The sequence below is a fragment of the Pseudomonas knackmussii B13 genome (assembly GCF_000689415.1).
Taxonomy (GTDB): Bacteria; Pseudomonadota; Gammaproteobacteria; order Pseudomonadales; family Pseudomonadaceae; genus Pseudomonas; species Pseudomonas knackmussii.
Genome location: NZ_HG322950.1, coordinates 2507873 through 2527911, shown reverse-complemented (window position 1 = coordinate 2527911; position 20039 = coordinate 2507873). Strand labels below are relative to the sequence as shown.

General features: G+C 61.6%; 21 protein-coding genes. 11 read left to right on the top strand and 10 right to left on the bottom strand.

Translation table 11 applies throughout. The annotated features are described in order from the left end of the window. Positions 1-99: 99 nt before the first annotated feature. The 6 genes from PKB_RS11915 to PKB_RS30340 all read left to right on the top strand — a co-directional run bounded on the left by PKB_RS11915 (position 100) and on the right by PKB_RS30340 (position 5206). A complete protein-coding gene (locus tag PKB_RS11915) occupies positions 100-1101 on the top strand; it encodes an SLAC1 anion channel family protein (RefSeq protein ID WP_043251975.1) in 1002 nt (333 codons plus the stop codon). 64 nt (positions 1102-1165) lie between these two features. Beyond that, positions 1166-1492 carry a DMT family transporter gene (locus PKB_RS11910; RefSeq protein ID WP_043251973.1) on the top strand — a complete coding sequence of 109 codons (327 nt, stop codon included), beginning with the start codon at positions 1166-1168 and terminating at the stop codon, positions 1490-1492. Between the two features lie 559 nt (positions 1493-2051). Continuing rightward, on the top strand, positions 2052-2606 hold the full coding sequence (locus tag PKB_RS11905; RefSeq protein WP_043251972.1) for a helix-turn-helix domain-containing protein: 555 nt from the start codon (positions 2052-2054) through the stop codon (positions 2604-2606). A gap of 168 nt (positions 2607-2774) precedes the next feature. After that, entirely contained in the window at positions 2775-3551 is a 777-nt protein-coding gene (locus PKB_RS11900) for a gamma-glutamyl-gamma-aminobutyrate hydrolase family protein (RefSeq protein ID WP_043251971.1), read from the top strand. Positions 3552-3587: 36 nt separating this feature from the next. Further along, positions 3588-4952 carry an aspartate aminotransferase family protein gene (locus tag PKB_RS11895; RefSeq protein ID WP_043251970.1) on the top strand — a complete coding sequence of 455 codons (1365 nt, stop codon included), beginning with the start codon at positions 3588-3590 and terminating at the stop codon, positions 4950-4952. Positions 4953-5080: 128 nt separating this feature from the next. Beyond that, positions 5081-5206, top strand: a complete 126-nt coding sequence (locus PKB_RS30340) for a hypothetical protein (RefSeq protein WP_277914519.1) — start codon at positions 5081-5083, stop codon at positions 5204-5206. 37 nt (positions 5207-5243) lie between these two features. Here the strand turns inward: PKB_RS30340 and PKB_RS11890 are convergent, their stop codons facing one another. Then, a complete protein-coding gene (locus PKB_RS11890; protein WP_043251968.1) occupies positions 5244-5696 on the bottom strand; it encodes a hypothetical protein in 453 nt (150 codons plus the stop codon). Between the two features lie 129 nt (positions 5697-5825). Further along, positions 5826-6464 carry a TetR/AcrR family transcriptional regulator gene (locus PKB_RS11885; RefSeq protein ID WP_043251966.1) on the bottom strand — a complete coding sequence of 213 codons (639 nt, stop codon included), beginning with the start codon at positions 6462-6464 and terminating at the stop codon, positions 5826-5828. Between the two features lie 119 nt (positions 6465-6583). On the opposite strand from PKB_RS11885, the gene PKB_RS11880 reads away from it, so the two are divergent. Then, a complete protein-coding gene (locus tag PKB_RS11880) occupies positions 6584-6919 on the top strand; it encodes a hypothetical protein (protein ID WP_043251964.1) in 336 nt (111 codons plus the stop codon). A 135-nt stretch (positions 6920-7054) separates the two neighbouring features. Here the strand turns inward: PKB_RS11880 and PKB_RS29575 are convergent, their stop codons facing one another. Beyond that, the gene (locus PKB_RS29575; protein WP_052355248.1) at positions 7055-7417 is read right to left on the bottom strand and encodes a hypothetical protein; all 363 of its coding nucleotides are present in this window, start codon (positions 7415-7417) and stop codon (positions 7055-7057) included. 382 nt (positions 7418-7799) lie between these two features. Here PKB_RS29575 and PKB_RS11870 point away from each other — a divergent pair, with 382 nt between their 5' ends. The 3 genes from PKB_RS11870 (at position 7800) to PKB_RS11860 (ending at position 10751) form a co-directional block, all read left to right on the top strand. Next, positions 7800-8573, top strand: coding sequence for an ABC transporter substrate-binding protein (locus PKB_RS11870; protein ID WP_043251962.1), 774 nt, complete (start codon positions 7800-7802; stop codon positions 8571-8573). A gap of 67 nt (positions 8574-8640) precedes the next feature. Further along, a complete protein-coding gene (locus tag PKB_RS11865; RefSeq protein ID WP_043251959.1) occupies positions 8641-9753 on the top strand; it encodes a succinylglutamate desuccinylase/aspartoacylase family protein in 1113 nt (370 codons plus the stop codon). Positions 9754-9818: 65 nt separating this feature from the next. Continuing rightward, positions 9819-10751 carry a MurR/RpiR family transcriptional regulator gene (locus PKB_RS11860; protein WP_043251957.1) on the top strand — a complete coding sequence of 311 codons (933 nt, stop codon included), beginning with the start codon at positions 9819-9821 and terminating at the stop codon, positions 10749-10751. A gap of 60 nt (positions 10752-10811) precedes the next feature. Here PKB_RS11860 and PKB_RS11855 read toward each other — a convergent pair whose 3' ends face one another. From PKB_RS11855 to PKB_RS11835, 5 genes are all read right to left on the bottom strand, one after another. Continuing rightward, positions 10812-11294, bottom strand: a complete 483-nt coding sequence (locus tag PKB_RS11855; RefSeq protein WP_052355247.1) for a BRO-N domain-containing protein — start codon at positions 11292-11294, stop codon at positions 10812-10814. A 363-nt stretch (positions 11295-11657) separates the two neighbouring features. Continuing rightward, complete coding sequence (locus PKB_RS11850; RefSeq protein ID WP_197539254.1) at positions 11658-13169, bottom strand: flavin monoamine oxidase family protein; 1512 nt, start codon at positions 13167-13169, stop codon at positions 11658-11660. Positions 13170-13188: 19 nt separating this feature from the next. Beyond that, the gene (locus PKB_RS11845) at positions 13189-14139 is read right to left on the bottom strand and encodes an extracellular solute-binding protein (RefSeq protein WP_052355246.1); all 951 of its coding nucleotides are present in this window, start codon (positions 14137-14139) and stop codon (positions 13189-13191) included. 309 nt (positions 14140-14448) lie between these two features. After that, on the bottom strand, positions 14449-15501 hold the full coding sequence (locus PKB_RS11840) for a polyamine ABC transporter substrate-binding protein (protein ID WP_084166791.1): 1053 nt from the start codon (positions 15499-15501) through the stop codon (positions 14449-14451). Between the two features lie 400 nt (positions 15502-15901). Beyond that, positions 15902-16726 (bottom strand): AraC family transcriptional regulator, encoded by an 825-nt coding sequence (locus tag PKB_RS11835; protein WP_043251952.1) that lies wholly within the window; start codon positions 16724-16726, stop codon positions 15902-15904. A gap of 419 nt (positions 16727-17145) precedes the next feature. Here PKB_RS11835 and PKB_RS11830 point away from each other — a divergent pair, with 419 nt between their 5' ends. Then, positions 17146-17892, top strand: a complete 747-nt coding sequence (locus PKB_RS11830; RefSeq protein ID WP_043251949.1) for an SDR family NAD(P)-dependent oxidoreductase — start codon at positions 17146-17148, stop codon at positions 17890-17892. A gap of 64 nt (positions 17893-17956) precedes the next feature. Here PKB_RS11830 and PKB_RS11825 read toward each other — a convergent pair whose 3' ends face one another. Next, positions 17957-18490 carry a cytochrome b gene (locus PKB_RS11825; RefSeq protein ID WP_043251947.1) on the bottom strand — a complete coding sequence of 178 codons (534 nt, stop codon included), beginning with the start codon at positions 18488-18490 and terminating at the stop codon, positions 17957-17959. Then, positions 18487-19551 carry a catalase family peroxidase gene (locus tag PKB_RS11820; RefSeq protein ID WP_052355245.1) on the bottom strand — a complete coding sequence of 355 codons (1065 nt, stop codon included), beginning with the start codon at positions 19549-19551 and terminating at the stop codon, positions 18487-18489. Before PKB_RS11820 ends, PKB_RS11825 begins: the two co-directional genes overlap by 4 nt. Positions 19552-20039: the final 488 nt, after the last annotated feature.

The following is a 20039-nucleotide window of genomic DNA, read 5'->3' as shown; positions in this document are numbered from 1 at the left end:
GAGTCATTGGCTGAATACGTCGCACTGCGACTATTTCAGCCAGTGCATGTTTGGCTGAAAATATCTCCAACAGCAAATTCAGTCAAACGGGAGACTGCCATGAACACTGTATACCCCCCCACCACCGATGTTGCTCAAGCGGTCACCACCAGCAAGACATCGATCAAAAACCTGCCTATCAACTTGTTCGGATCAGTCATGGGTTTGGCCGGCCTGGGACTGGCCTGGCGCTTGAGCGGCCAGTACTACGGCGTCGGCGGCGCGCTGGGTGAAGCGATTGGCGCCTTGGCCGGCCTGGTGTTCGTGCTGCTGACCTTAAGTTACCTGGCAAAATGGGTGAAACATCCAGAAGCGGTAAGGGCCGAGTTCGGCCATCCGATCGCCAGCAACTTTTTTGGCACCGTCACCATTGCACTGTTGCTGCTTTCGGCAGTCGCGGCGCCCCACAACGCGTTACTCGGACAGGCGCTCTGGATACTGGGTAGCGCACTGACGGTGCTGCTCGCAGGCCTCGTAGTCTCCCGTCTCTTGTCGGGCAACCAGGATTCGTCGAATGCCGTACCTGCCTGGCTGATTCCTGGTGTTGCCACCCTCGATATCGCGGTAACCGGTGCGCACATGCCAATGGCCTGGGTCGCTGAATTCAACCTGTTTGCCCTCGCCGTGGGTGCAGTACTGGCACTGGTTTTCTTCACCCGGATCTTTTCGCGACTGACGCATGAGGCAGTGCTGGCCAAAGGCATGGTTCCTTCGCTGATGGTCCTGATTGCGCCGTTTGAAGTAGGTTTCCTGGCGTACACCAACGTGTTCGGTCAGATCGACCAGTTTGCCAGCGTGTTGTTCTATTTCGGCCTGTTCCTGTTCGTGGTGCTGAGCTTCAAAGTGTTCCGTCGCGATGTGCCCTTTGCCCCTTCGTGGTGGGCAATCAGCTTTCCCATCGCGGCCCTGAGCAATGCGGCGCTGAAATATGCACATGCCCACGACAACACCGTGCTGACGGTAATCGCTGCTGTGATCCTGCTGTTTCTCACTGTGGCGCTGACCGTGCTGATGGTGAAAACCCTGAACAGCCTGTTCAGCGGCAAACTGTTGGCCAACTAGCCTTTTACCTCTCTTTGGCGAGCCTTCATCGGCTCGCTTTTTTTACCCAGATAGGTTTCATCGAATGACTTACAACACATCCTGGCTGCTGCTGATCGTTGCCGGATTCCTGGAAATTCTCTTTGCGGTTGGGTTGAAATCTGCAAATGGCCTTGAACGGCCCTGGCTGCTGGCCGGCACGGTCGTAGTATTGGCCGGCAGTTTGTCCTTGTTGACGATGGCGTTACGGGTGCTGCCCGTTGGAACCGCCTATGCGGTCTGGACCGGCATAGGCGCTGCCGGCACAGCCATCGTCGGAATGTATTGGTTGGGTGATGCAGTATCGTTGTGGAAACTTGTCTGGATCGGCTTGATCCTGTTGAGTGTCGCCGGACTACGCTGGGTGGCCTGAACAGAGCGATTACTTGATTGATTCGATGAAAAGCCGATGTCGAAGAGCATTGAGAAAGAAGGATTCTTGTCGTTCGTGCGACGAAGCGACAGCTAAAGCAATTCCCTTGGCGAACGGCAGCCTGGGGGCCGAAAGAAGCCATCTCCCCTTTCGCCCATCCCGAGAAGTTTTCTCGCTTGGCCCCCATCCCCTGAACGAATCCGCCAAACTCTCCTCGCCAAGGCAATGCCCTCCAGGACAGCGCCGAGGTAAAGGCCGTATCGATGGGGTGCGGCCTTTTTCATTTCTGCGCCGGCACGGATTTCCAGCTTGCCGGCGCGGCCTTCCCCGCCCAATCCGCACCTGCAGCATCGAACGCCAAACGCACATTCAACGCTGCGTCGGGCCAGCGCATCACTCCCTCCTGGCACGCCTGACTGGCGCGGGTCCTTCAACCGGCGCACTCCCGCATTTTCGTCCCCTCTGATCGCAAGGGCTTGCCTCGTGAAAATAATAATGTATATTTTCATGAAATAATTTATGTGAAATTTCACAGACACCCTCGCCCACGGAACCCCTCATGAAGATGCAAGAAGAAGTCGAAGGTCTGGCCATCCTGATCCGCGACCTGCGCAAGTTCAGGGGGCTGACGCTGGCCGAGCTGGCCGAACGCATCGACCGCTCGCTCGGTTTCCTGTCGCAGGTCGAACGGGGTGTCTCGCGGCCAACGGTGGCGGACCTGACCGCCATCAGTGAAACCCTCGGGGTGTCGACCGCCTATTTCTACAACCTGAAAAAGCCACGGGACCTCCACTGGGTCACTCGCCCGCAGGAACGGCGCACGCTGTATCTGGGTGGCGGCATTACCGACGTGCTGGCGTCGCCGTCCATCTCCGGTGGTTTTTCCATGCTCGACAGTCGCCTCGAACCCGGTGCCAGCAGCGGCGAAGCGTATTTGAGCGACCGATCGGAACAGGGCTGCTTCGTGCTGGAGGGCGAGCTGACGGTCTGGCTGGACGAAGCCGACGCGGTGACGCTCCACGCCGATGACAGTTTTCAGCTGCAACCCCACGCCAAGTTCCGCTACGCCAACCTGACGGACCGGCTCACCCGCGTGCTCTGGGTATTCAATTGAATGGGTGATGCGCTGCCGCGAAAGGAAAAGTTGGACCTGCTGAATTAAATCAATACCCGCAAGTACCGATGACTCTTGCATAACTCAATAGCGAGAGCGCTTTTCCACACCCGTTATCAGCCAATTTGAATACCACTCGAAATATTGTTTTGCCGGAGGATGACCTATATGCCACGCGTGCCTGTTATCGGCATCACCGCATGCACCAACATGATTGAGCAGCACGCAGCCCAGACTATTAACGAGAAATATATTCGCGCTGCAAAGAACGCAGCGCGCGGACTGCCGATTGTCATTCCCTGCCTGGGCGAGCTGGTTGATGCGGACGACATCCTCGATACCGTGGACGGGCTGATCTTCACCGGCTCGCCGTCCAATATCGAACCCTTCCACTACAACGGCCCGGCCAGCGCCGCAGGTACCCAACACGACCCTGCGCGGGACGCCACCACCTTGCCGCTGATGCGCGCGGCCATTGCCGCGGGCGTGCCGGTGCTGGGCATCTGCCGTGGTTTCCAGGAAATGAACGTGGCGCTGGGCGGCACCCTGCACCAGAAGGTCCACGAGACCGGCCGGTTCATGGACCATCGCGAGGGCAAGGATGAGTCGATCGACAAGCAATATGGCTTTCGCCATGAAGTTCATGTGCAGCCTGGCGGCCTGATGCAAGGCATGGGCTTGCCGGCAGTTATCGATGTCAATTCGATTCATGGCCAGGGCATTGATGTATTGGCCCCGGGTTTAAGAGTTGAAGCTGTTGCACCCGATGGTTTGATAGAAGCCATCTCGGTTGAAAAAAGCAAAAGTTTCGCGCTGGCTGTTCAATGGCATCCGGAGTTCAAGGTGCTGGATAACCCGCATTACCTGACCATTTTCCAAACATTCGGCAAAGCCTGTCGACAACGCGCGGCCCTGCGCGAGCCGATGTTGAAAGCATTCGCCTGATCATTTGCTGTTTTGAATAAATAAAGAGAGATGAACATGACCCAGAAGAATTCCCAGACCCTCGCCTGGCAGGCCATGAGCCGTGACCACCACCTGGCACCCTTCAGCGACGTAAAACAGCTGGCGGAGAAAGGCCCGCGGATCATCACCTCGGCCAAGGGCGTCTACCTGTGGGACAGCGAGGGCAACAAGATTCTCGACGGCATGGCCGGCCTGTGGTGCGTGGCGGTCGGTTACGGCCGCGACGAGCTCGCCGACGTCGCCGCCCAGCAGATGAAGGAACTGCCCTACTACAACCTGTTCTTCCAGACCGCCCACCCGCCGGCGCTGGAGCTGGCCAAGGCGATCTCCGATGTCGCCCCCGCCGGCATGAGCCACGTGTTCTTCACCGGCTCCGGCTCCGAAGGCAACGACACCGTGCTGCGCATGGTCCGCCACTACTGGGCGATCCAGGGCAAGCCGAGCAAGAAGGTCATCATCGGCCGGATCAATGGCTACCACGGCTCCACCGTCGCCGGCGCGGGCCTGGGCGGCATGAGCGGCATGCACCAGCAGGCTGGCCAGATCCCCGACATCGTGCACATCCCGCAGCCGTACTGGTTCGGTGAAGGCGGCGACATGTCCGAAGCCGACTTCGGCGTCTGGGCCGCCGAGCAACTGGAGAAGAAGATCCTGGAAGTGGGCGAGGAGAATGTCGCCGCCTTCATCGCCGAGCCGATCCAGGGCGCCGGCGGCGTGATCATCCCGCCGTCGACCTACTGGCCGAAGGTCAAGGAGATCCTCGCCAAGTACGACATCCTGTTCGTCGCCGACGAGGTGATCTGCGGCTTTGGCCGTACCGGCGAATGGTTCGGCTCCGACTACTACGACCTCAAGCCGGACCTGATGACCATCGCCAAGGGCCTGACCTCCGGTTACATCCCCATGGGAGGCGTGATCGTGCGCGACAAAGTGGCCAAGGTGATCAGCGAAGGCGGTGATTTCAACCATGGCTTCACCTATTCCGGCCACCCGGTGGCGGCGGCGGTGGGCCTGGAAAACCTGCGCATCCTGCGCGACGAAAAGATCATCGAGCAGGTCCACGCCGACACCGCGCCCTACCTGCAGCAACGCCTGCGCGAGCTGGCCGACCACCCGCTGGTGGGCGAAGTGCGCGGCCTGGGCATGCTCGGCGCGATCGAGCTGGTGAAGGACAAAGCGACCCGTGCGCGTTACGAAGGCAAGGGCGTGGGCATGATCTGCCGCCAGCACTGCTTCGATAACGGCCTGATCATGCGCGCCGTGGGCGACACCATGATCATCGCGCCGCCGCTGGTGATCAGCCGTGCCGAGATCGACGAGCTGGTGGAAAAGGCTCGCAAGTGCCTCGACCTGACCTACCAGGCCATCCAGCAGGCCTAACGGCTTAGAGAGACAAGCCCGCTGCCGCAGTGGTCCGGTGAACGCCGACACCCTGTGGCAGCGGGCTCTTTCCGTTTCAGCACGCGCAACCTCATGCCGGCGAGCACTGCCGGCAAATACAGGGATTGATGCAGGCCTTCGGCGGCGCCAGCCTTATCCGGCTGCGCGGGCTGGTGTTCACGATCAACTTCCTCGCCACACTCGGGCTGTGGGTTGTCGTGCTGCTTTCCTTCCGGGCGGGCGCCGCAGCCTGACGGCCGGAAACCCAGCCGACGCGCCCTGCCCCTTTGGCTATTTCGCCGCGCCTTCCTGCCGAATATCGCCGCAGAAAATATCGAAGCTGCCATCGGTCGCGGCAGTCTGCAGCACGATGGAGTACTCACCGGCAAGCAAGGTGGACAGAGGGACGGGCGCCACCCTTGAAAGCGTCCAGCCGCGTACGGGTTCGCGCTTGGTGTTGACCAGATCATTCATCGCGTAGGCAACCGGCCCGCGCTTCTCGCAGCTGCCTTTGTAGATGAAGGAGTTCAGCCGCAGCGGCAGCGTGACGCCGCTGGGTGCGCCGGTGATGAAGAAACTGAGGCCGGTCTGCCCGTTCCAGTCTGCCAACGTCACCCTGCCGATCTGTCCGGCGTTCTGGCGCGTGGCCTCCAGTGGAACGTTCACGGTCTGGATCGATGAAGAGGCGCAGCCGAGCAGGCTTGCGCTGATCGCCAGCACTGCAAGTGTCTTCGTGGATTTCATAGCCAACCTCCTGTGCCGAGGCGTTGCGAAGCTGGATTAGCGGGTATAGCTCACGCCCTCGTTTTCCGCCGGCAGCGGTCGGTTTGGATGGGCCGCTATCGGCACGCTCCGCAGAAACGCAGCTCGGGTTCAACGCTCGCCCCAGTAATACCCCAGCACCAACTGCACCAGCGCTTCCTCGATACCTTCGCGCCGCGCCGGCGCCATGGCGTCGGGCTCTTCCAGCAGGGCTCGCAGCACGCCGCTGACCGCATGGGCGAGGACGAAGGCCTGGGCTTCGCCGAGGTTGCGCAGTTGCCGATCGGGGCCGGTCACGCCGCGGGCGACCAGGTGCGCCATGATGCTGCCGCGCAAGCCGGGCAGCGGATTGCCGCCACCACGGGTGAGCAGGTATTGCATCAGCGCCCGGTGTGCGCCGCTGCGCCCGCCATAGGCGCTGACCACGGCATGGATCACCGCGCGAATCCGCTCGCCGGGCGCCTCCGCCGGGCGGTCGCTCAGCGCTTGCATGATGCCGGCGGTCAACTGCGCCAGCTCGTGCCGCGCCAGCTCGTCGAGGATGCGGTCCTTGTTGGGGAAGTACTGGTACAGGGTGCCGACGCTGACGCCGGCCAGCTCCGCCACGTGATTGGTGGTGAAACCCTCCAGGCCGTGGCGGTCGAGGATGCGCCGCGACGCCTCCAATATGAGCTCGATCTTCTCCAGCGCCCGCGCCTGACGCGGGCGGCGTCGACTATCTGGCTGATTTTCCGAAGGTTTTCTGGCCATCGGGGGCTTCCGGGAAAGCGAGTACAGGAACGCGCGGGTCCTCCCTATCATGGCAGCCACATCGAGACCGGCAAGCCAAGCGGACCAGCCGCAACGCCGGCGCAGCGGAGAACCCCGACATGAGCAACAAGACCCACACCGCCCACCTGGACGACGACATCTGCGTGCACATCTTCGCCGCGTCCGGCGCCATGGTCGGCGTGTGCCTGACAGTCGTCAGCGTGCTGCGGATCATCGTCGGCCAGCACCGCATCGACCTGATCGGCCAGGACATGCTCGCGCTGAACACCGTCATCTACCTGGCCACCAGCCTCACCGCCTACTTCGGCCTGCGCACCCGCAAGCTGCAGCGCAACCCGCGCCTGGAGCGCGCCGCCGACCTGCTGTTCCTGCTCGGCCTGATCCTCACCACACTGACCACGACCTTCATCGCCTGCGCCATGTCCTGCAGCTGATATCCAGAAAAATGGAGGGCGGATTATCCGCCCTCACCCCGCCGCCACCAGGCACGCGGAGCCATACGCTCCTCGTTCATCAGCCGAGGCAGCGCCCGATGCTCGGGATCGTGCAGGCCTCGGTGCGCACGTCAGTCATGGCGTCGCCTCCCGCAGCCCCTCAGGGCCAGCGCCCTCCGATAAGAGTTCGGTCGCCAGGCTTGGCGCATCCAGGCCCCCGTCGCAGACCGCCTCCAGGCACAAGCGCGAGTCGCCAACCGGCCAGCAGACGAAAAATCCGCCGCGCTTCTGCAACCCGACCCGGAACTTCCATTCGCACTCCGGCAGGTGGTCCAGATCGCAAAGGCCAGGCGGCAACTCGATCAGCGCATAGAAGCCCACGGGCGTCCGGACCCGCTCCAGTACCCGCGTCGCCGCGCTCAGCAGCGCCTCGTCGATCGACGGGCGGTGCGCGATGAGTTTGCCCAGGGCAAACCGCTCCAATCCGTTCAGTTGCATTTCTCTTCTCGCATGCCAGATGTCCGGCCCTCAAAACCCGCGTCGGCCGCTCGAACCGCAACCACCCGGCTGAAATCGCGGCGCCGATGTCCCTACCGAATCACACGAAGCGGGCGTTCATCTCCCCTTCCAGATCCGCGCACCGATCCACGCACGGGGCCTCACCCCTAAAATGACATGATTTTTTTCAGACAAACACATAGTTGACACATATTTTTTTACCGCCTAGCCTTCCGTCACGAACGGAAAGCCTCGACCTGCCGGTTCGGATTCGGCGCGCCCAGCGGTGCGCCAACGGAAAGACCGTCAGCTCTGCAGTCCCTCGCCACTTCTTTTCCCAGCTCGTCACGACGGGCACGACAGCCACGACAGGAGTAACAAGATGAACAAGATCGCTCTGCTCGGCGCCCTGGTACTGGGCACCTGCGCCACGCTGGCCCAGGCGCAGGAGACCCTGCGCATCGGCATCGAGGCGGCCTATCCACCCTTCGCGTTCAAGACGCCGGATGGAAAGATCAGCGGCTTCGACTACGACATCGGCAACGCGCTCTGCGCGGAGATGAAAGTGAAATGCGAGTGGGTCGAGCAGGACTTCGACGGCCTGATCCCCTCGTTGAAGGTCAGGAAGGTGGACGCGGTGCTGTCGTCCATGTCGATCACCGCGGACCGCCTGAAGTCCGTGGACTTCACCCGGAAGTACTACCACACCCCCGGCAAGCTGGTGATGAAGGCGGGCAGCGTGGTGAAGGACCCGCTGGCGGACCTCAAGGGCAAGCGGGTCGGCGTGCAGCGCGCATCGACCTACGACCGCTACGCCACCGACAACTTCGCCCCGGCCGGTATCGAAGTGGTGCGCTACGGCTCGCAGAACGAGGCCTTCCTGGACCTCACCTCCGGACGCATCGATGCCACCCTGGCCGACATCGTCAACATCAGCGAAGGCTTCCTCAAGACCGACCCCGGCAAGGGCTTCGCACTGGTCGGCCCCGACTTCAACGATCCCAAGTACTTCGGCAATGGCGCGGGAATCGCCGTGCGCAAGGGCGACACCGCGACCGCCGAGCGCTTCAACCAGGCCATCGCAGCCGTGCGTGCCAACGGCAAGTACCAGCAGGTGCAAGGCAAGTACTTCTCCTACGACATCTACGGCCAGTAAGAGCGGCCTGACACCGGGAAGCCGGCCCTCGGGCCGGTCACCTTCTGACGCGGAACAAAGGCCACCCATGCAGCAGATCGATCACCCCTTACCCTGGAACAGCCCGGGCGTGGAGCGCCGCCTGACGGTCCTGCGCTTCGGCAACGGCCCCCGCAAGGCATACATCCAATCGGCGCTGCATGCCGATGAACTGCCCGGCATGCGCGTCGCCGTGGAGCTGCGGCGACGCCTGCTCGAACTGGAGGCATCCGGTCGCCTGCTCGGCGTCGTGGAACTGGTACCGGTGGCGAACCCCATCGGCCTTGCCCAGGTATTCCAGGCCACCCACCAGGGACGTTTCGACTTCGCCAGCGGGCAGAACTTCAACCGCGACTTCCCGGACCTGGCCGAGGCAGTCCGCAGCCGGCTCGAAGGTGTCCTCGATAACGACGCGACCGGCAACGTCGCGACGATCCGCGCGCACATGCGCGAAGCGCTGGCGCAGCTCCCCGCGCCGCGCACCGCGCTGGAAGGGCTGCATCGGCTGCTGCTGGGCCATGCCTGCGACGCCGACGTGGTACTCGACCTGCACTGCGATTTCGAGTCGGTGACCTTGCTCTATGCCCTGCCGCAATCGTGGGAGCGCCTGTCGAGCCTTGCCGCGCGCCTGCATGCCCGGGCCGCACTGCTGGCCGAAGACTCCGGCGGCCAGTCGTTCGACGAATCCTGTGCTTCGCCCTGGCTGAAACTGGCGCGAGCCTTCCCCGACTCGCCGATTCCCGCCGCCTGCCTGGCGACCACCCTCGAGCTGGGCGGAATGGCCGACACCGAGCCGGCGCAGGCGCAGCGCCATGCGGACGCGATACTGGGCTTTCTTTTCGACCAGGGATTCATCGCAGGCGAATGGCCCGCTGCCCCGGACCAGCACTGCACGGCCACACCCTTTGCCGGCGCCCAGTACGCCTACGCGCCGCACCCCGGCGTGGTCAGCTACCTGCAGCCGCTGGGAGCCCGCGTGAGCATCGGCGACCCGCTGTTCGAAGTCATCGATCCGATCACCGACCAATGCAGCGTCGTACATGCCACCACCGACGGCCTGCTCTATGCCCGGGAACGCATCCGCTTCGCGCAACCCGGTCTGTGGCTCGCCAAGGTCGCCGGCTCCGTCCCCTTGCGCGAGGGGCGCCTGCTCAGCGATTAGCGATGCCGCAGCGGCAAACGCATCGGATACACTGCCGAACCCGTCCAGGAAGAAGCTCCCGCGCCATGACTCCAGCCTCGCCCGATCTGACCGTCTACACGTCGCCCGTGATGCGCATGCTGGCCACCGCCTCGCCGGAGCTTCAACCCTCGCTGCGCAAGGTCGCGGACTTCATCCTGCGCCATCCCCTGCGCGCCGCGACCCTGACGATCGAGGAGCTGGCGAAGGAAACCGAGACTTCGCCGGCTGCCGTGAATCGACTTGCGCGAGCCCTTGAGCTCAGCGGATTCAGCGCCCTGAAGAGCGCCCTGGTGAGCACGCTGCAAGACCTGATCTCACCGGTCGACAAACTGCGCAACGAACTGGCCCAGCGCCCCGACGGCGCCTTTGGGCTGCACGAGCAGATCCAGGCCGCCAGCGCAAACCTGAGCGCCGCCGCGAGCAGCAACAGCCCGGCCGGATTCGAGGCATTCGTCGATCGCCTGGTGAAGGCCCGGCGCATCTACATCCTGGGCTTCGGCAACAGCGCCTACATGGCCGGGCTGGCGGCGGCCAACCTGATGCCCTATTGCGCCGACGCCGTGGCCATCTGCATGGAGGGCGGCAACGAAAACGCCGCCTACCGGCTGGCCGCGATCACCGACCAGGACGTACTGCTGGCGATCTCCCTGCCCCGCTATTCGCAAGACACCATCCACCTCGCCCGCTTCGCCAACGAGCGCGGCGCCGGCGTGCTGGCCATCACCGACTCCCCGGCATCGCCCCTGGTGCAATTGGCCGAACATGTCCTGTTCGCGCCCGCCGAGCATCCGGTGCTGATCAGTTCCAACACCGTGGTACTGGCACTGATCGAAAGCCTCGTCGCCGGCGTGATGACCCGCAACAAGGAAGCGGTGAAACTCGCCGAAGAACTGACCGAAAGCGTGCTGTCCTACCTGCACATACCTGCAGACCCGCCCAAGGCTCGCAAACCCGTGCGCAAGCGCAGGGCTTCATAGGCCAGTCGACGCAGCACGCCGGGGCGGGCACAGCATCCGCCCGCTGCAAGCCGATTCACCTCACCCCCGCCGCCACCAGGCACGCGGCGCCAAACGCTCCTCGTGCATCAACCGAGGCAACTGCGCCAAGGCCACCCACAACTCCCCCTGCCAATCCAGCAACCCCATCGCCGGCCCCTCCCCCTTGGCCAGCAGCCGCCGAGGGCTGCCCGCCGCCAGCAAGGCCTGGTCACGCAAGGTCGGCAGCACATGCCCGGTCAGCCAGCGCCGCAACTCGCGATGCTCGGGATCGCGGTAGCGCTGCAATACGTAAGAGATGCCGAAGTCGTTGATCAACCAGACCTGCTCCTCGCCCGTGGCGGTGGTCAGCCAGGCCTGCCGGCGCAGGTCTTCGTCGAGACGGTTGATGACGTAATGCTCGACCCGCTCGCGAATCAGGTAGCCCAGTTCACGGGCGACGATCCAGGGTTGGTTGTCGATGAGGGTGCCGCGGAGGGAGCGGTTGTAGCGGTGGAAAACGGTGGGAATGAAAACTTCGTCCATTGTGCAGACCTTAGTGGTTGTCCATGAAGCCACCTCTCCGTCGCCAAACGGAAGGGTGGCGGAGCCGCACAGGGTTGGCGAGCCGGTAACCACTACCCGGCAGACCCGAAGGTCTCCCTGTGCGACCCGCCATAGCAAAGCACTACGTCCGTAGAAATACGGCGCAGCGCTCATGGTGCGGTCGCACAGTGGTTAAAGCGGGTCGCCAAACCCGGCCCTTGTCGCTTGCACAAGGGCGACGGGAGGGTATGGGGAAGTGGGGGTTGGGTCAAGGTGGAGGATGTCGCAGCAATGCCAGCCGACGTTCGTTTGGCGAACGAGCCGAGAGGTAATGGCTGAATCTCCCTCGGCCGTTGCGCAAAACTAACGGGAAGACAGCACTTCAGTGGCGGCACGAAGACCGGAAGAGTAAGCACCGTGGACGGTCTGGTAATAGTTCTCGTCAGTGGCCTCTCCGGCAAAGAACAACTTTCCGTCTATGGGCAAAGCAAGGTCTTTACGCATCGGAGGTGTCGAGCCCATGACATTGCAGGAGTACGAACCCAGGGAATAGGGATCGCTGCCCCATCGGGTAATCACCCAACCGGTGGGCTCTGGCACTTCACGGAACATCTTGCGCAGGGTCCTCATTGCGCTCTGGACAATCTCTGCGTCCGTCCAACCCTCGATCTCCCGGCCGAAGTCGGCCGCATTGAAACCGATGAGCACCGGCGCTCCTGTCGAACCGGCCAGGCTTATCCACTCGGCCCAGCGGCCATACTCGTCCGGCACATAGTTGATCCAGTCGAACGCTGGCTCCCAGAACACTTCAGGGAACTTCAGGCAGCACTTGTTCAGCACACCGACGCCTATCCCGTCGACGGCCTTGGACTTGCGGTCAGGAAGTTCCGGAGAAAACGCTATCGCGCCGCTCTTGAGCACACCCAGGGGCACCGTCACTATTACGTGCCGGGCGCGGTAGACCTGCCCTTCCGTCTTCACGAGTACATCTTCGCCGCGGCTATCGATGGCGTTAACCACTTCACCCAGTTTGATGGTCAAGCCCTTGGCGAGGTGATCGACCAGCACCTGGTAGCCGTCCAGAAACAGCGAATCGCTACCAGGATACGCATCACCGCTGTCAAACCAGCGGACCGAAAGCGCCTCCGCGCTGGCACCGTACTCATGCTCGTAAGTCGTATTCAGTATGAAGTCCACGCGTTTCCTTTCAGCTGGCGTGAACTTCGAATAGCCCAGGCCCGCCCGCACGGCATCTTGTAACGAAAGATCGACATCGCGCTCCTGCGCCTCGGATATGACCTCTTCGATCCTCTCCCTGAGAGTCTCCATCGCTTGCAGGTCCGATGCTCCATATCGCCGTCCGTCGCTACCGAAGACTTCCGCATTCTCGGCCGGCGTGGGTACGAGCCTGGCACCCACCTTTTTAGCCAGCTGCGCGATCGGGTTGCTCTGGCTGGCCCCGTGAATCCAGGTCGCGCCCAGATCGAGCTTCGCCCCTTCCCACTCCCGATGAGTCAGAAGGCGCCCGCCCAAACGGTCGCGGGCTTCCAGCGTTACAACGCGAAGACCCGCATCGTGCAATCGCCTGGCCGCTCCCAATCCCGAGATCCCGGCCCCCACGACCAGCACGTCGATATTCGAAAGGTCTTGGCCATTCAATGCAGCGCGCTCCGTGCGGAAGCTACTGCCACTGACACCAGCAATGGGAATAGCCGCCCCCAACAAGCTCCCGGCAGCGAACATGAATCTTCTTCGTCTCATCTGTTGGCCCTTATGCGGATTAGTGACTTCGTCACCTTCAACTGCAGCGTCGAGCCAACCGTTCGAGCCAATAGCGAAAGTGAACTCATGGAGTGGTACATCGATGAATTCCAATACAACTGCCTGGTGCCACTCACTTCCCCGTCATGACGCCTTTCCAGATACGTGCGCGCAGCCGCGCCACATTCGGAGGAATGGCTTCCATGGCATACAGCCTTTCGAATACTTCGGGAGACGGATAAATCCCACCGGCTGTCTTGAGCGCTCGCTCACTGACGACGTCGGCAGCCGAGCGCCCGTTGGCGTAATCGACCGCGTTGGCAACCGAGGCCAGTACCGCAGGTCTCAGCAGGTAATTCATGAAGGCATAGCTGGCATCTTCATTCGGGGCGTCCGTCGGTATAGCCACCATGTCGAACCAGGTAGGTACCCCTTCGCGCGGCACCACATATTCAATCTGAACGCCATTCCCCGCCTCGGAAGCGCTCTTCGCGGCTTCAAGGACATCACCCGAGAAGCCCACCACCAGGCAGACATCGCCACGGGCCAAGTCAGCCGCATACTTCGAGGCATGGAAATACGAAACATGGCGGCGCATTTGCCTGAGCAGGTTTTCGGCCTTCTTGTAGTCGCCCACCTGGGTGCTGTGATGCGGCAGCCCCAGGTAATGGAGCGCGATGGAAAGCATTTCAGGAGCACTGTCCACCACCGCCACTCCTTGCGTTGACAGCTTCGCCAGGATGTCCGGGTTGAAGATCAGCTCCCAACTGTCCAACGGCTGGTCCGAACCCAGGATGGCGCGGACCTTCTTGACGTTGTAGCCAATGCCCGTGGTGCCCCAGGCGTAGGGAAAACCGTACTCATTACCGGGATCGTTCACGGCCGTTGCATCAAGTAGGCGAGGATCCAGGCTCTGCCAATTCGTCAGCCTGGACTTATCCAGCTTCTTCAGCACGCCACCTTTGATTTGCCCGGCCATGAAGTGGCTGGAAGGAAACACCACGTCAAATCCGGAACGCCCCGCCTTGAGTTTCGCGGCCAATCGCTCGTTGCTGTCGTAGGCTTCATAGAGTTTTTTCAGCACGAATTACCCCTTTTGCTTTTTCCAGGCCGCCGCTCACAAGAGGCAAAAAGGGAAACCACCACCGACACAGGATCTCTTTATTGAATCCCGAGACTCAGGCGAAGGACTTACCACTCAGCCTTATTAAAAAACGAAAACAATGCTGGGAGCACCGCTACCGGCTCAGGAAAGAAGTGCAGACGAACTTTTACTCAGCGCTTGGCAAAGCAGGAAGCAGCCGACTTCACTTTCGAAGCGGCTGCGCCCTGCCACCTTGAAGTCATACAGCCAGTGCCGACCTAACAGAGAAGGCCGGCAGGCCGCATCCAATTACTTCCCGGTTATGACGCTGTTCCAGATACGGGTGCGAAGCCGATCAATGTTTGGCGGAACCGCCTCCAGGGCATAGAGTCGTCCGAATATTTCCGCAGACGGATATACCTTGATGTCAGACCTGAGAGCAGGATCGACCAATGTATCGGCAGCCTGGTTTGCATTGGCGTATTTGATTGCATTGGTAACCGAGGCCATCACTTCCGGCTGCAGCAGGAAGTTCATGAAGGCATAGCCCTCTTCTTCGTTCGGAGCGTCCGCCGGCATGGCCACCATATCGAACCAGGTCGGTGCACCCTCTTTCGGAACCACATAGTCGATATGGATCCCGTTCTTTGCCTCGGCGGCGCTGTTCGCCGCCTCGAGGACATCGCCCGAGAAGCCGACCACCAAGCAGATATCACCATTCGCCAGATCAGCCACGTACTTCGACGAGTGGAAGTAGGTGACATTCTTGCGCATTTGCTTGAGCAGGACTTCGGCTTTCTTGTAGTCGTTCACGTTGGTGCTGTGGTGCGGCAGGCCCAGGTAATGCAGGGCGATCGGCAGCATTTCCGGCGCATTGTCAACCACTGCCACTCCGCACTTGGACAACTTTTCCAGAAGCTCGGGCTTGAAGATCAGGTCCCAGCTATCCAACGGCTGGTTGGAGCCGAGGACGGCACGGACTTTATCCACGTTATAGCCAATCCCGGTAGTCCCCCATACATAAGGAAATCCGTACTGATTACCGGGATCATTGACCGCTGTCGCCTGAAGCAACTTCGGATCCAGATTTTTCCAGTTGGGCAGCTTTGATTTATCCAGCTTCTTCAGTGCACCACTTTTTATCTGCCGGACCATGAAATGACTGGACGGGAACACCACATCATAACCGGAGCGACCGGTCATCAACTTGGCATCCAATATCTCATTACTGTCATACACATCATAGTGCGCATTGATTGACGTCTGCGCCTTGAACTTGGCCATGGTATCTTCCGCGACATAGCCACTCCAGTTGTAGATACGAACATCACCGGCGGCATGACTCAGCGATGCCACGAGCATGAGAGGGAGTATTTTCTTCAGCACGGTATTACCTCGTTGATTTTTATTTTAGGCAGCTACTGAAAATCAGCGCACGCAATAACATACAAAGCCCACTGCTCATGGACTTCCGCTCTTCGCTCCATGCATAGACGGTATTAATGCGGCCACCGGCTTATCGACGGTGCCATACGGCGGACTCACCATTAATCGGGATGCAAGTGGCTCACCCCAAAAATAAGGCAGCAAGAAACCGCCGCTTGCACGATGCAGCTATCGCACAGCAAGCCGAGAGAAATGAAGATCCCAACTTTCCCGGAGGCATACACACCGCCGATGAAGCCTCGAGCGATTCGTGGGTACGCCCGAAGCCCATCGGAGTGCTCGCCAGAAGTGGCAGGACGAAGGCTAGTGAAACGCCTCAGCGCCTGTCTTGTGCGCGGACCCGCGTAGAAATTTGCTTCAGGTATTCCTTCGGGGTCACGTGCATGCGCTCGCGGAAGCATTTGTAGAACGCGGAAAGCGAGTTGAAACCAGCAGCGAAGGCCAACTCGTCCACCCGCTTGGGATTACTGTGCTCCTCCAGGCTGTCGAGCAGGTGCTGAAGGCGCGCCTGGTTGACGTACCGGTAAAAGCTCTGCCCCAGCACTTGATTGAGAAGGTGCGAAATCTGATTTCGTGTGTAGCCGGTCGCTTCAGCTACCTGCTGCAGGTTCAACTCAGCGTCCAGGTAAGGCTTCTGGCGTTGAAAGTAGTCCTCCAGGTCGCCAGCCATGATCCCCATCTGGCGTGCCGAGAGTCCCAACCGGCTCAGCGCTGGACGGCCATCCGCCGAAGCGGCCTCGCCGACGTCGGTTCGCTCGATATTGGCGTACTCCGAAACCCGCCAGACCAGGCCATCGCGTACGGTAATCGCCTCGCTGGCACGGAACGAAACGAGGTCGTTACCGCCACGCAAGCGGATTCGGTATTGGATGAATGCCGTATGACCATCGATGCGAATACGGTCGGTGTGTTCCAGCAGCTCGCCGCTCAACTGCGGCATGCTTGAACGCACGAAATCTCGGAGCTCGTGCAGACGCATCATCCGATTGCCCGCGAAGTCGTAGTACTCGACATCCGGGTGGTACAACGCCAGCACAGCCTCCAGGTCACACGTCTTCCAGCCCTCGCGGTATCGCAGGATAGTCTCTCGGGTACGCTCGGTTTGCGCGGCATCATCGGGCAGCGACGGAACTTGGCTCATACGTAGTGGCTCATGGACTTGAGGCTGGAGCCGCGAATGATAATTCGAAAGGTCGGGATATTCGGAACATCCAGCTGACCAAAGGTGCCAAATACCTGCCCCTCGTCTCCGGCGACGAAAAGGTGGATCGGTGCAGGAGCCACCTTGAACCGGCGCTCTTCTGTAGCGAATGCGCTGTGGCGTCGCCCGCAGTCAAAATGACCCCACTAGAGTCAAAGTAACCACAGACCGCAAGGGTCATTCTGACTACTAAAAATATAAGTTATTGATTTATAAATAATAAAAGTTGGCATAAAGGCTGAATTCACTGTCAGGCCCGGTCGTTTCGAAATCATCGGTCCAGGCAAAGGTGTCCATAACGTCAGCTCCAGACCACTGGAGCTCCCATTCAGACCTTCATGCAATCAAGGAAAAGAACGATGCCAATCAGTGAATCCCCGTCGCCCGTCGCAGTAGTCACCGGCGCCAGCTCCGGCATTGGCCTGGCGGTAGCCGAACGCCTCTTGCAACAAGGCGTGCGGGTACTGGCCATGGCGCGACGCAGCGATCCACCGGCCTCGCTTCAGGCGCAGTCAGGCACGGGGCTGTTCTGGCTATCCGGCGACGTGACCCGCGCGGCGGACCTGGACAGGCTCGCGCAGCTTGCCCGCGAGCTCGGTCCTATCGACTATCTGGTGCCCAACGCGGGTATCGCCCAGTTGGCCGACGGCCTGGACAACGAGGCGTTCCAGCGCCAGTGGGCAGTCAACGGTGCAGGAGCGCTAAACACCCTGGCGGCGTTGCGGGACCAGTTGAACCAACCGGCTGCAGTGGTCTTCATCGGCACCTTCCTGTCGCAGGTCACCTTCCCGGGACTGGCGGCGTACATTGCGTCGAAATCCGCGCTCAAGGCACAGGCGCGGACATTGGCTGTCGAGCTGGCGGCGCAACGGATACGCATCAACCTGGTGTCGCCAGGGCCGACCGCCACGCCGATCTGGGGCACGCTGGGCCTGGATGAAAGCCAGCTTGCGAGTGTCGCCGACTCCGTGAATCAGCGCCTGCTAGACGGCAGCTTCCTGGAAGTGGGCGCCGTAGCCGACGCCATCCTCTTCCTGCTGTCGGACGGCGCGCGTGGCATCCACGGGCAGGACCTGATCGTGGATAACGGTTACACGCTGCGCTGAGGACGGCAGCAACGGGGGCGGTTCATTCCGGAGACCTGATCCCGCCCCCGGCCGCGCCGTCGATTCAACGCAGGCGCCACATGCTCGAGAACACGCCATCGCGGTGGATGAGCCCATGAACCAGCGCCGCCGCGCCATGCAGCAGTATCAGGGCGAACAGCGCCAGCCCGAGCCAGGCATGCACGGCGTGCAGCAGGCCGTAGAGGTCGGCGTCCTGGCGAACGAGGGCGGGCATCAGCCGGCCGGCGAAGCGCAACGGGTAGTCCGCGGCCGACTGCATGGCCCAGCCGACCAGGGGCTGCACCAGCAACAGGGCATACAGTGCCAGGTGCATCAGGCTCGCCATGCGACGTTGCCAGCCCCCCACTGTGGAGGGAAGCGAAGGCTTGGCCGTCACCCGACGCACCAACAGTCGAATGACGACGAGCAGCAGGAGCGCCAAGCCAACCTGCTTGTGCCAATTGACCAGCTGCGGTTGGTAGCTGGCGAGACTCGCCACCATGGCTACGCCGATGAAAAGCATCCCGATCACCAGGATGGCCATCGCCGCATGCAGCAGCCGCAGGATCGGGTTGTAGGCACCGACAGACACTTTCATTGCTGCGCCCCCTCGGCGGATTCAGTGGGTTTTCCCTCGGCGGTGCGCCGTCGATAAGACTCCGCGTAGGCCGCGGATCGAGCTCGCAGAATCGCGTCGCCACTGGGCTCCACGCCATCGGGAAGTACCAGCGGATCGAAGTTGAAGCCGTAGCAATCGCCTTCCAGTTGGGCACGTGCCTGCTCCACAACCAGTGTCCCGGCATCGACCCGGGGGCGAGTCTCCGGCCACGCATGTGTAGGGTCGTCCACCGGATCGCTGGCGTCGGCGAGCGTGAACCGCCATTGCCAGCGCAGTGGCCCGGCAGCCAGGCGTTCCAGCAGGTCACGCTGAAGCAGGTCGGCCGCAGGCTGTTGCTGGGTCAGCGGCGTGGCGGCCAGCTCCGGCACCATCGACCAGCGCACCGGCTGACGGCGGCCCTGCGCATCCACGAGCACGAAGGCATTGATGCTGTTGAAGCCGGTGCTGGCGAAACTGTCGCTGGGCCGATACGACGACGCCCAGGCGCGGAACTCGGCGCTTTCCGGGTGTGCCTCGAAGAACGCCTGCAGCTTCCGTGGGTCCGGCTTGCCTGTGGCCGGATCGGGGCGCATGGCGCCCAGTTGCTGGTAGAAATCCTCCGGCGTGCGGACCGCCAGCACCGGGGGATTGTTCATCGCCATGCGCCACTGCTGGCCATCGGCTTGTCGCAAGAGCAGCGCCATGCTGCGCACGGGGACGCTGGTATCGCCCGCGTGGGGATTGCCGGCCCCGACCGAGAACCGCCCCAGGACCTCGACACGGCCGGCGCCGAGCAATCCCGCACGGGACAGGGAAGCCAGGGCTCCGGTGCCCTCGATATGCCCCTTGAAGCAGATGCCGCGGGGATGGGCGCGTCGATAACCGGGATGTACCCCGGCGTTCTGTTCCATGCGCCCTATCAGTCGGGCGGTGGTCAGCCTGTCCGTACCGAGCCAGCCGGCCGCCCAGGCGAAGGTGGCGGCACAGCCGGCAATGCCGGCGGCGATGGCGACGGTTCGGAAGAGGTGCTGTCCATGGGTCAGCGGTCGATTCTGTTGCATGGCAGTTGCTTCAAAGGTCTTGGTTCGGTGGGGAAAAGGGTGGCACTGCAGGCTCGGGCAGCCCCGCTGACAAGGTCACGGCCATCCTGGACGGCGCCCTGTATACCAATTTTGCATACACTTATCTATACGCAACTTAATACCTGTACACATTAGGCAACATTCTCTGCACCCTGCCCCCGCGCGCCTTACACAGCCCATCGAATGCATGTCATTGCCGCCACACCTCACTCTCACCGCCGACCCCGGGGCCTCTGCGCTTGCCTGGCTTGTACAGGCAAACGAGATGAAGATGCCATTTATGCCATGCGCCCCATGCAAATGGCGCTTTTGCCACTCAAACAGAACGAAAATGTTGTACAGAAAACTATCTTTGTACAACTAAAGCACGCATACTGGCCTCGCAATCAGAGTGCCATCACGCAGCCGACGCAGCGGAGCAAGCCGATTCAGCGGACGAATGCGAGAAGGCATCGTCCGTAACGTCT